We start from the raw sequence: 11297 nt of genomic DNA on the forward strand, positions 1-11297 counted from the left end.
CGGACCCGGATGGGTCCGCCGCCACCGATTCCAACCGCGCGACCGGCACGAGACTACGCACGCGTTGCCGCCAGGGCAAGCACCCGCGCCGGGTCCCGCTCGTCCACAGCCAGCTCGGCATCCACCCGAATCCAGTCCAGCAGCGGCGTGGTCATGAAGGTGGTCACCAGGGCCATCAGCACCATCATGGCGAACAGCGCCGGCGAGATCACCCCCCAGGTCCAGCCCCACGTTCAGGATCACCAGTTCCATCAGCCCGCGCGTGTTCATCAGCACGCCCAGCGCGCTCGCGTCGCGCCACGACATGCCCGTGGCCCGCGCCGCCAGCGTGCTCCCGCCGAACTTGCCCGCCACCGCCACCGCGATCACCGCCGCGCAGGTGAGCCACATCTCCCACCCGCTCACCAGGCCGATGCTAGTCCGCAGCCCGGTGAACGCAAAGAACAGCGGCAGCAGGAGCACCACCGTCACATCCTCGAGCTTGTCCGTCAGCCTGCGGACGAAGCCCGGCTCCTTCGGAACGACCGCCCCGGCCAGAAAGGCGCCGAACAGGGCGTGCACGCCCAGGTACTCCGTGACCAGGCCCGAGAGGAGTGCCAGCAGGAGGATGAACGCCAGCCCGTCGTCCGAGAGGGTGCCCCCGCGCACCGAGCCGCGCAGCGCCCTGGCCATCCCCGCCCGCCCGACGGTGATCATCACGACGGCGAACGCCGCCGAGCCCACCACCGTCACCCACAGGGGCACGTGCATGTCGCCGCTGCGCACCAGCATCACCACCCCGGCCAGGATGCTCCACGCGGTCACGTCGTCCACCGCCGCGCAGGCCAGCGTCACGGCGCCCAGCCGGGTGCCGGTCAGCCGCTTTTCGGCCAGGATGCGTGCGAGCACGGGAAAGGCCGTAACGCTCATCGCGGCGCCCATGAACAGCGCGAAGGCGGTGAAGCTCACCCCCTTGGGGGCCAGCGTGGGATGGATGGCCAGGGCCAGCACCGTGCCCAGCAGAAACGGCGCGGCGATGCTCACGTGGCTGGTGACCACCGCCGTGTGGCCGCGGTTGCGCAGCAGCTGGGGGTCCAGTCGTACGCCCACCAGGAACATGAACACCAGCAGCCCCACCTGGCTCAGCGCGCTCAGAAACCCGAGGCTGGCGGTGGGAAAGAGGGCCGCCGTCATCCCGGGCGCCACCCATCCGAGCAGCGAAGGCCCCAGCATGAGCCCGGCGGCCATCTCGCCCACCACCTGCGGCTGGCCGATGCGCCGGAACAGGTAGCCCAGGGCTCGCGCGGCGATCACGATCACCCCGATCTGCGCCAGGAGCAGCAGCATGTCGGGCAGCGGCGGCTTGGGGCTGCTCGCCGCGGGTGCGGCGGCGGGCGCAAAGGCCGCGGAAGCATCCATCCCGGCGCCCACCTGCAGAATGGCGAGCACGGCGAGCGCCGGCAGAACGACGAAAAGGAGATATTGCCGGACGGTGGAGAGAAGAGCCGGCCTGCGGCCTTCGGGGTGGGTCATGCTCGGGAACGGCGGGAAGGCGGGGGAGTCCGCGGCCGTACGGCGGACGTTAGCGGAAGTGAGGCGTCAGCCGCCGACCTGCGAGAGGGCCAGCAGCCCGCCGGATCCCGCGTCGGAGCCCTGCACCAGCCAGTGTCGCTCGGGCTTGATGCGCAGCGTCTGCCGGATCAGCGGCTCCAGCGGCTCGCCCCGGCGCAGGGGGTCGCGCAGGTTGGTTTGCGCGTGTCCGAAAAGGCAGGGGCGAAGCTGCCCGTCCGCCGTCAGCCGCATGCGGTTGCAGCGGTCGCAGTAGTTGTGGCTCATCGGCGTGATGACGCCCACCGTTCCCGCGGCGCCATCGAACGCGTAGTACCGCGCCGGCCCGTTCCCGGCCGGGCCCGCGACCGGCCGCAGGTCGCCGATCCGCGCGATGTTCTCCAGGATCTCGTCGGACGAGACGAACTCGTCGGCCGAAACGCCCAGGTTCTCGCCCGTGGGCATCACCTCGATGAAGCGCACGTGCCACGGCCGGTCGCGGGTGATGGCCGCAAAATCCGCCACCTCGTCGTCGTTGCGGCCGCGCATCACCACGCAATTCACCTTGATGGGCGCGAACCCCGCCCGCTCCGCCGCGTCCAATCCGCGGAAGATCCCCTCCGCTGAACCCGCGCGTCGCGAGATGGCGTCGATGCGATCGGGCCGCAGCGAATCCAGCGACACGTTCACGCGGTCCACGCCGGCGTCGCGCAGCTCGTCCGCCATCTCGGTCAGCAGGACGGCGTTGGTGGAAAGCGCCACGTCCTCGATCTGCGGAACGGCGCGAATCAACCTCACCAGCGAGGCCAGGTCGCGGCGCACCAGCGGCTCGCCACCCGTGATGCGGATGCGGCGCAGCCCCTGGTCCGCCATCACGCGCACGATCTCGGCGATCTCTTCGTAGCGCAGGATCTGCTCGCGTTTCAGCCAGGGCAGCCCCTCCTCCGGCATGCAGTACACGCAGCGGAGGTTGCACTTGTCGGTAACGGAGATGCGCAGGTACTCGATCCGCCGCCCGAAGCCGTCCGTCATGGGGCCGGACTCGGGGATGGGACGCTCGGAAGCGACCGGCAGCGGGCCCAGCTGCACCAGCTTGCTCACGCCATCTCCCGCACCGTGGGGGTAAAGCCGGGCACCCACTCGGTGTCGCCGTCCACGTAGCCCTCCCGCTTCCACACCGGCACGCGCTGCTTCAACTGCTCGATCACGTAGCGCGACGCCTCGTACGCCTCGGCCCGGTGGGGCGACGCGACGGCGATCGCTACGCTCGCCTCCCCGATGGCCAGTGAGCCCGTGCGGTGGATCACTCGAATGGCGCCGGTGCCGAACCGCTCGCGCGCCTCGTCGGCGATGCGGCGCATCTCGCGCTCCGCCATCTCCCCGTATGCCGAGTACTCCAGGTGACTCACCGGGCGCCCCTCGTTCTGGTTGCGCACCACGCCCCAGAACAGCAGCGCGGCGCCGTCGTCGGGCGACAGCGTGTCGCCCAGCAGGCGGGCGGGGTCGATGGGATCGGGCGTCACCAGGGCGAAGCTTTCGGGCACGTCAGCCCCCGGCCACGGGCGGAATGAACGCCACCTCGTCGCCGTCGCGCAGCTCCGTCCCCATCGGGGCGTAGTCCATGTTGACGGCTACGACGGGAGATTCGGGCATACGCGACAGGCCACCGCTGGAACGGAGCCGCCCCACCAGGTCCGCCACGCGGGCGCCCGCCGGAAGCTCCAGCGCCAGCTCGTCGGCGCCGGCCATGTCGCGGTACGAGGCGAAGAAGAGGGATCGGATGATCATGAGGGGCAGTGCGTAAGTGCGTGAGTGCGGAAGTGCGTACATGTCCGCGCTCCACGTCCTTGCACCACGTACACCGCCGCCCCGCGCGGGTTCAGGGCGCGGGGCGGGGATGGGGTCAGCCCGCGCCGGAGACGCCGGGGCCGGGCAGGTTTTCGCGCACTTCCTCGGCCGGGGCCAGCGTGGCGAGAAACTGCGAAACCTCGTGGTGCATCCGCGAGGTAGAGGCGCGAACGAGCGTGCGCCCGTCCTGCGTCCCCGTGCCGATGGTGATGTCGGCGGCCTCGCTCGTCAGCTTCAGGTGATGGTCGCTGGAGTCTTCGGCAAACCCCGCGTACGGCGTCATGCGCAGGGTGAACCACTCGCGCGCCCGCTGGATTACTTCTTCGGGGGGGACGTCGGTCAGGACTTCCTGGATCAGCATGCTTGGTCTCCGGTGTGTGCGTGCTGACGGCGCGGTGGGCAGGATGGATGCCAGAGGGCGGGTGCGCGGCCCAAGAGCGGGTAAACCCGCCGCTGGGACTGCGGAAAGCCCCGCCCGGGCCGCTGTCGCGTCCCGCCCGGGGCTTCACCAGCACGCACGCCACACCTGCCCAGCGGGGCCGAATTCTCCCTTTCCCCTGCGCAGCGGGGGAGAGGGCCGGGGAGAGGGGGCTCCCGAGGCATGCGAGGCACCCCGTCGAACCTCGCCCGAAGTCTCCCCTCTCCCGGCGCAGTTTGCCAGGGGAGGGGCCCACCCGAGGCATGCGAGGCACCCAGTCGACCCCCAATCGAAGTTCCCCCCTCTCCCGCGCCGTTTGCGGGGGAGGGGCCGGGGGAGGGGGACCCTACCGCTCGCCCCGCCCGCGGAACAGCAGCGGCTCCGACACCTTGCCCCCATGCGCCGGAGCCACGGGCGGCTCGTCGTATCCGCGGCGGACGTCGTACGAGGTCTCGTACGGGCCGGGGCGGTCGTCGTGCGCAAAGACGTTGCGGTCGTGGGAGTGCCGGCCCTGCGTCTCGTGGGTGTGCGTCATCCGTGCTGCGCGTGGGAGAAGCGTTCGGGTGAACGCCGCGAACAAGCGCAAAAAAAGCGCCCGCCCCGGTGCAGGGGCGGGCGCCTTGGCGCTGGCGACAGGCGCGGCTCAGACCTCGAGCGGACGCTCCTCGACGATGGCGCGGAGCTCCTTCGACGGCTTGAACACCGGCACCGCGCGCGGCGGAACCTCCACCGGGTCGCCCGTGCGCGGGTTGCGCGCCAGGCGGCTCTTGCGCTCGCGCACCTTGAACGTGCCGAACCCGCGGATCTCAATGTTCTGGTGCTCGGCCATCGCGTCCTTGATGGAGTTCAGGAACGCGTCCACCACCACCGCGCAGTCACGCTTGGTGACTCCGGGCCCGATGGTGTCGGCGACGCGTTGGACAAGGTCCGCCTTGGTCATGAGAAAGCTCCTCTGGGGTTTGGTGCGGGCTCGTGGCAGTCGCGCGTGGGCGTTCCAGGCTCTGCGGCGCTCACGGCGCGGGGCGACGGATCCGAAGAGATCTGAACGGGAGACGACAAGCGGGTCGGCATGACGGGGCCGGCCCGGTGTGGCCGATATCGTTCTATCAGGTGCGGAAGCCGTGGCGGAGGCCGGGAACGGTAGGGCAGCGGGCGAAGTGGCCTAACGATCTGGTGCAAGGTCACTTATACGCCGGGAACGATAATCCGCGGCGGCCCTGCCGTCAAGCGTCTACTTGCATTCGCTGCGCGCGCCGCTCCATCTCATCCACAAACCGGTCAAAGAGATAGCGCGAGTCGTGCGGCCCGGGCGCGGCCTCGGGGTGGTATTGCACCGAGAAAACCGGCCGCTCGCGGTGCTCCAGCCCCTCGACGGTGCCGTCGTTCAAATTCATGTGCGTCACCTGCAGCTCCGGGGCACCCGGAATGCCGCCCTCGTCGCCGCGAACCGCGAAGCCGTGGTTCTGCGCCGTGATCTCCACCGCCCCGTCCGAAAGGCGCCGCACGGGATGGTTTCCCCCGCGGTGCCCGTATTTGAGCTTGTACGTCTCGGCCCCGAACGCCCGGGCGATCAGCTGATGCCCCAGGCAGATGCCGAACACGGGGGTGCCGCTTCCCGACAGCGCCCGAATGGCATCCAGCGCATGCCCCACGGCCTCGGGGTCGCCCGGCCCGTTGGAAACGAACAGGCCATCTGCCCCGGCTGCCACGATCTCCTCGGTGGGCGTGGTGGCGGGGAGCACGGTGACCTCGCAGCCGCGCTGTGCCAGCAGCTTCAGCGAGTGCGACTTCACCCCGAAGTCGTACGCCAGCACCCGGTAGCGGGTCTCGCCCGCGGGCGGCACCAGGTAGCGCTCGTCGGTTGACACCCCGCACGCCAGGTCCAGCCCGGCCATCTGCGGCTGCGCCCGGATCTGCCCCACCAGCTCGTCCGCATCCACCTCCGCCGGCGCGATGGCGCCGCGCATGGAGCCCAGTGAGCGGATGTGGCGCGTCAGCGCGCGCGTATCCACGCCCGAGATGGCGATCACCCCGTGGCGCTGCAGGTAGGCATCCAGCGACTCGGCCGCCCGCCAGTTGCTGTAGGCGGGGGGCGCCTCGTGAAGCACGAACCCGGCAACCTGCGGCCCCGCGCTTTCCTCGTCCTCGGCGTTCACCCCGTAGTTGCCGATCAGCGGGTAGGTCATGGTGACGATCTGCCCGGAGTACGACGGATCGGTCAGGACCTCCTGGTAGCCGGTCATCGACGTGTTGAAGACCACCTCGCCGAACGCCGTACCCCGCGCGCCATACGCCTCGCCGCGGAACGCCCGGCCGTCTTCCAGGATGAGCACTGCGGGATGGGGCAACGGAGTCTCCGGTGTAGCCAAGTCGATGCAGAATGGGGAGATGCGCGGCGGGAATCTAGGCCGGGGGGAGCGCGTGTCAAGCCGCCGTGCGGGCGCGAGAGTCTGTCATCCAGAGGCCCAAGCGCACCATACTGGCCCGTAGCACACCCGTCGCGGGCCGAAGGATCTTGCCGCGGACACGTACAAGCAGGGGCGCGGCAGCGGTCACGGCAGCCAGGGCCTCGGCTGCCGCGGGGCCCTCACCCGGCCGCGCTGACACGCGTGCCACCCTCTCCCGCAAGCGGGAGAGGGTGTACACTTCGGGGTTCGTGCGTCGAATCAAACGCGGTGCTCGGGCCGGGGGCCCCCATCCCCAACCCTTCCCCCGCAAACTGCGCGGGGGAAGGGAGCCAGTGTGGTGCGCGGGGCCAGCCGAAGGGTGATTCAGGTCTCCCCCTCCCCTGCGCAGCGGGGGAAGGGGGCCGGGGGGAGGGGGCTCCTAGAGGCATGCGCCGGCCGCCGTCGAACCCCGGCGCGAAGTTCACCCCCTCTCCCGCGCAGTTTGCGAGGGAGGGGGCGGGGGGAGGGGGAACTGGCGCAGGTCCCCCTGGCGGGTAGATTCCGCCGCTCGTGAACCATCCTGGGAGGAAGATTGGAAGAGCCGCAGCCGCTGGTGTTCATCTACGCGGACGAGTCGTGCCTGGGCAACCAGTACAAGGACCGCGCACGTCCCGGCGGGGCCGCGGGACTGCTGGAGTACTGGCACCCGCGCAAGGGCTGGGTCCGGCGCGACTACTGGACGTCGGAGCCCGACACCACCAACAACCGCATGGCCATCCGCAGCGCCACCATCCCGCTGGCGGCGCTCAAGCAGGCGTCGCGCGTGGTCTTCACCTCCGACAGCCGCTACCTGGTGGACGGGATGACCCAGTGGGTGCACGGATGGTCCGCGCGCGGATGGAAGCGCAAGGACGGCGAGATCGAGAACCTGGAGCTGTGGAAGGCGCTGATGCCCGTCGCGGGCCGCCACGAGGTGCAGTGGCGCTGGGTGAAGGGGCACGCCGGACATCCGCAAAATGAATACGCCAACTACCTGGCCACCCGCTCCGCGTCCCGCCAGGACCAGAGTGGCGGGCTGGTGGATTCCAGGTTCGACGACTGGATCCGCGAAGAGCAGGAAAAGGAGCGCTACCTGAGCTTCTTCGCCCTGCCGCCCGACGAGTTCGAGTTCAAGCCCTCGCGCCGGCCGCCTGCGCGCTGACCATCACCTCCCGGACCGTGCGACGGACGCCGCGAGGGCGTCCGCCACGTGGTCCGCCGCGTGGGGGCGGCCCATGCCCCGCGCCCCATCCGCCAATCGCTGGAGGAGGCCGGGCTCGCTGAACGCGCGGGCGAACGCGGCGCGGATCTCGCCCGTGGTGTTCGCCACCAGCGCCGCGCCGTGCCCCTCGGCCACGCGGGCGTTGCCCTCTTCGGCGCCGGGGATGGGCCGCGTCAGCAGCAGCGCGCATCCCAGCGCCAGCCCCTCGCTCAGCGACAGCCCGCCGGGCTTGGTGGCGACCAGGTCCGCCGCCGACATCCACGTCGTAAGCCCCTGCACGTACCCGTGCACCTGCAGGCGCTCCGCCGGCAGCCCCAGCGCCTGCAGCCGCTCGCGCGCGGAATCGTTCCGAGCGCAGACGACCACCAGCTGAACGTCGGCGGGCGTGGCTTGCAGCGCCGCGCGCGCGGACTCCTCCACGCCGATCCCCAATCCCCCGCCCACGATCAGCGCCATGCGCCGGTCCCCCGGAAGCCCCAGCGCCGCGCGGGCCTCGTCGCGCGAACCGGCGGATGCCACGTCCGGCGAGATGGGGATGCCGGTGGCGAGCGCCGGTACGCCGGGCACACGCCTGCCCAGTTCCGCCACGAGCGCGTCCGTGGCGACGAAGTAGCGGCTGGCGCGCGGCTGCACCCACACGCGGTGCAGGGTAAAGTCGGTGACCACGAGCGAAAGTGGCGGGAACTCGCCGCCTCCGGAAGCCAGCTGGCAGGGAAGGAAGTGCGTCGACAGGCAGGCGTCCCACCGCTCTCCGTCCAGCACGCGCCGGAACTCGCGGAACACGAACCGGTCGGCGGCGGCGGCCCAGCGGGCGCGGTCGTGCTCGTCGCCATCGGTGGCGTGATAGATCTCCTTCCACAACGACGGCGCGTGCGCGGCCACCTTCTCGAACGCCTTGCCGTAGAACGCCCGCACCCACTGCGGCGCCAGCTCCAGCAGGTCCACGTGGCGTACGTACACGCCGGGGTGCCGGCGGGCGAGCGCGGCGCACACCGCTTCCGCCGCGCGGACGTGGCCCGTCCCGGTGGAAACGGAGACGACGAGGATCCTGGGATTGTCCATCAGGGAGGCTGAAGCGAGCGAATTTGTCGGGTGCCGCCCCGGAGGTGCCGGGGCGGATCATGAAAATTCAGTCGGCCGCGAGGGATTCAGTCCGTCTCGACCGCCGTCCGGCCGAAGATGCGCTTGAACCAGCGGACGGCGGATGCCTCCGCCTCCGCCATCGGCACCTGGCGGCCCAGCTCGCCGGACAACGAGCCGACGCCGTGGTCGCGGATGCCGCAGGGGACGATGGTGCCGAAGAACGACAGGTCGGTCGCCACGTTCAGCGCAAAGCCGTGGCTAGTGATCCACCCCGACGACACGCGCACGCCGATCGCCCCCAGCTTGCGCCCGTCCACCCACACCCCCGTCAGCCCCTCCTTGCGCCCGCCCCGCAGGCCGAAGTCGGCAAGGACGCCGATCAGCGCCTCCTCGATGTCGCGCAGGTATCGGTGAAGGTCCTGCCGGTCGGGCTTGAGGTCGAAGATGGGATAGCCCACCAGTTGGCCGGGACCGTGGTAGGTCACGTCTCCCCCGCGCCCCGTCTCGAACAGCTCGATCCCCCGTTCCGCCCGCTCATCGGCCGAGACGAGGACGTTCTCGTCGTGCGAGCCGCTGCCCAGCGTGATCACGTGCGGGTGCTCCAGCAGCAGCAGCGTGTCCGGGATTTCACCCGCGCGGCGCTGCTTCACCAGCTGCTCCTGCAGCGCCAGCGCGTCACCGTAGGAGATCATCCCCAGGCGCCGCACGTCCATTGGGCGGGCCGAAATGGCGGAGGTATCGACAGTCGTGCTCATGCGACAGGCGCGAGGTGAACGGTCATCACGATGATAATAATCATGATCATCGTCCAGCGTCCATTGCGGGGGCTGTCGGAGCGCGCAGACCCGGAAGGATGCGATTCAGGCATACGTGCCGCTGTCGCGCCCAAGCTGGGAAGTGGCGCCGGGCCAGATCCTTCGGCCCGCGCGGCCTGGTGTCCGGGTGAGTGTGGTGCGCCTGGGCCTCAGGATGACAGATGGCGCTGGGCCTAGCCGAAGCGCGATTCAGGTCTCCCCCTCCCCTGCGCAGCGGGGGACGGGGGCCGGGGGGAGGGGGCTTCCAGAGGCACGCACCGGCAGCCTGTCGAATTCCTACCCGAAGTTCTCCCCTCTCCCGGCGGGGTTTGCCGGGGGAGGGGCCCCGGAGGGGCCCCCGCCAGCCCGCCGCCCCCCACCCGAAGTCAGAATCCTTCCCCTACTTTCGTTTCTTCCCCTACTTTGGTTACTGTACTAGCGTCCGTATCCAGAACCCGAGAAAGATATCCCCCATGGTTGCCGCCGTCGTGCTGATCCGCTCCGTTCCCGGCGACGTGCCCGCCCTGGCCCGCCGCATCGCGGGCATCGAGGGGGTGGCCGAGGTTTATTCCGTGTCGGGCGAGTACGACCTGATCGCCATCCTGCGCGTCGAGCAGTACGAGCGCATCGCCGAGATCGTCACCGAAGAGATCGCCCAGGTGTCGGGTATCGAGCGCACCAACACGCTCACCGCGTTCCGGGTGTACAGCAAGCAGGACCTGGAAGGCGCCTGGGGCATGTTCGACTGAGCCTTCGCCCGCCGCGGGCGCCTTCCCGCGGCGTTATCCCATCCGGGGGTGCACGTCCGTGCGCCCCGGCCCACGTCCTCCGCTCCGGGGAGGCACCATGCGTTCGTCCCGCCACCTTGCGCTCGCCGGCCTCGCCGCCCTGTCGTTCGCCATTCCCGCGCCCGCGCAGACCATCGTCCGCGGGCGCCTTCTGGACGCCGCCAGCGACGGGGTGATCGCCGAGGCCACCATCGTCATCTCCGCCCACCGCGGCCAGTGGCAGACCTCCACCCGCAGTGACAGCGCGGGCACCTTCGAGTTCCCGGACGTGGGACTCGGCGCCTACCGGCTGCGGGCGTCGCGGATCGGCTACCGCGAGGTATTGGGAGACCTGGCGCTGGAATCGGATTCGGTGGTGTCGGTGGAGCTGCGGATGGCGGCCCAGTCGGTGGTGCTTCAGCCGGTGACGGTGATGTCGCGCTCGGGGCAGCGGATGAGCCCCGCAATGCGCGGGTTCATGGAGCGGATGCAGAGCGGGCACGGGCGTTTCATCACCCGGTCGGAGATCCTGGGCCGGCGGGCCGGGCGCGTGACCGACGTGCTCACCGGCATTCCCAACCTGCGCCCCAGCTCCGGGCGGATGGGCACGTCGGGGTCCCCGATGTCGCGCGGCAGCAGCACCGCCCAGTGCCAGATGATGTTCATCATCGACGGAGTGCGGATGGTCCACCCGATGCCGAGCGCTCCCCGCGTGCGCCCCGCGGAGTTCGTGATCGACGAGTACGTCAGCCCCTCGGAGATCGACGGCATCGAGGTATACCGCGGCGAGGCCGACACCCCGTCGCAGTTCGTTACGCCCCTCGTTCGCTGCGGGACTATCGTCATCTGGACGCGGCGCGGAAAGCGCTTGTAGGCGCCGCGCCGCGGGAGCCCCTCCCCCGGCCCCTCCCCCGCAAACAGCGCGGGAGAGAGGAGCACTTCGATCGAGTTTGGATGGGCTGCCGGTGCATGCCTTCGGAGGGCCCCTCCCCCGGCCTCTCCTCGCACGGTACTGCTGTGCGGAGAGGGGAGAACTTCGATCGGGGTTCGACGAGCTGCCGGCGCATGCCTCTGAGCAACCGGGTTGATCGCTGACACTTTAAACCGGGAGGATCGTTGACAACTCCTCACGGTGATGACGCTAGTCCAGTCATCCCTGATGTCTCTTGTCCTCCCCCCTTGGGAGGCGTAAGCAGCCGCGAAGCGGAATGA

Annotated in this window: 13 protein-coding genes; 3 read left to right on the forward strand and 10 right to left on the reverse strand. The window is 70.3% G+C overall.

What is annotated here, in order from left to right; translation table 11 throughout:
* The 8 genes from VGB24_RS07265 to carA form a co-directional block, all read right to left on the reverse strand.
* Positions 1 to 1512 (reverse strand): cation:proton antiporter (locus VGB24_RS07265; protein WP_331072277.1); only part of this gene is annotated, 1512 nt, incomplete at its 3' end.
* 66 nt (positions 1513 to 1578) lie between these two features.
* Positions 1579 to 2628, reverse strand: coding sequence for a GTP 3',8-cyclase MoaA (gene moaA / locus VGB24_RS07270; RefSeq protein WP_331072278.1), 1050 nt, complete (start codon positions 2626 to 2628; stop codon positions 1579 to 1581).
* Positions 2625 to 3071, reverse strand: coding sequence for a molybdenum cofactor biosynthesis protein MoaE (locus VGB24_RS07275; protein ID WP_331072279.1), 447 nt, complete (start codon positions 3069 to 3071; stop codon positions 2625 to 2627). The genes moaA and VGB24_RS07275 overlap by 4 nt, the downstream gene beginning before the upstream one ends.
* Position 3072: 1 nt before the next feature.
* The gene (locus VGB24_RS07280; protein ID WP_331072280.1) at positions 3073 to 3315 is read right to left on the reverse strand and encodes a MoaD/ThiS family protein; all 243 of its coding nucleotides are present in this window, start codon (positions 3313 to 3315) and stop codon (positions 3073 to 3075) included.
* Positions 3316 to 3430: 115 nt separating this feature from the next.
* A complete protein-coding gene (locus tag VGB24_RS07285; protein ID WP_331072281.1) occupies positions 3431 to 3736 on the reverse strand; it encodes a hypothetical protein in 306 nt (101 codons plus the stop codon).
* A 403-nt stretch (positions 3737 to 4139) separates the two neighbouring features.
* Positions 4140 to 4328, reverse strand: a complete 189-nt coding sequence (locus VGB24_RS07290; protein WP_331072282.1) for a hypothetical protein — start codon at positions 4326 to 4328, stop codon at positions 4140 to 4142.
* Between the two features lie 108 nt (positions 4329 to 4436).
* Positions 4437 to 4733 carry an HU family DNA-binding protein gene (locus VGB24_RS07295; protein ID WP_331021528.1) on the reverse strand — a complete coding sequence of 99 codons (297 nt, stop codon included), beginning with the start codon at positions 4731 to 4733 and terminating at the stop codon, positions 4437 to 4439.
* 283 nt (positions 4734 to 5016) lie between these two features.
* Positions 5017 to 6141 carry a glutamine-hydrolyzing carbamoyl-phosphate synthase small subunit gene (gene carA, locus VGB24_RS07300; protein WP_331072283.1) on the reverse strand — a complete coding sequence of 375 codons (1125 nt, stop codon included), beginning with the start codon at positions 6139 to 6141 and terminating at the stop codon, positions 5017 to 5019.
* A gap of 631 nt (positions 6142 to 6772) precedes the next feature.
* Between carA and VGB24_RS07305 the strand changes: the two genes are divergently transcribed.
* Complete coding sequence (locus tag VGB24_RS07305; protein WP_331072284.1) at positions 6773 to 7381, forward strand: RNase H family protein; 609 nt, start codon at positions 6773 to 6775, stop codon at positions 7379 to 7381.
* A gap of 3 nt (positions 7382 to 7384) precedes the next feature.
* On the opposite strand, the gene VGB24_RS07310 is transcribed toward VGB24_RS07305, so the two are convergent.
* Together VGB24_RS07310 and lipB are read right to left on the reverse strand one after the other, a co-directional pair.
* On the reverse strand, positions 7385 to 8503 hold the full coding sequence (locus tag VGB24_RS07310) for an MGDG synthase family glycosyltransferase (protein ID WP_331072285.1): 1119 nt from the start codon (positions 8501 to 8503) through the stop codon (positions 7385 to 7387).
* 86 nt (positions 8504 to 8589) lie between these two features.
* Complete coding sequence (gene lipB, locus VGB24_RS07315) at positions 8590 to 9279, reverse strand: lipoyl(octanoyl) transferase LipB (RefSeq protein WP_331072286.1); 690 nt, start codon at positions 9277 to 9279, stop codon at positions 8590 to 8592.
* Positions 9280 to 9791: 512 nt separating this feature from the next.
* Here lipB and VGB24_RS07320 point away from each other — a divergent pair.
* Positions 9792 to 10067 (forward strand): Lrp/AsnC ligand binding domain-containing protein, encoded by a 276-nt coding sequence (locus tag VGB24_RS07320; RefSeq protein ID WP_331072287.1) that lies wholly within the window; start codon positions 9792 to 9794, stop codon positions 10065 to 10067.
* 97 nt (positions 10068 to 10164) lie between these two features.
* Positions 10165 to 10959, forward strand: a complete 795-nt coding sequence (locus VGB24_RS07325) for a carboxypeptidase-like regulatory domain-containing protein (RefSeq protein ID WP_331072288.1) — start codon at positions 10165 to 10167, stop codon at positions 10957 to 10959.
* Positions 10960 to 11297: the final 338 nt, after the last annotated feature.

Source organism: Longimicrobium sp., assembly GCF_036399935.1.
GTDB lineage: Bacteria > Gemmatimonadota > Gemmatimonadetes > Longimicrobiales > Longimicrobiaceae > Longimicrobium.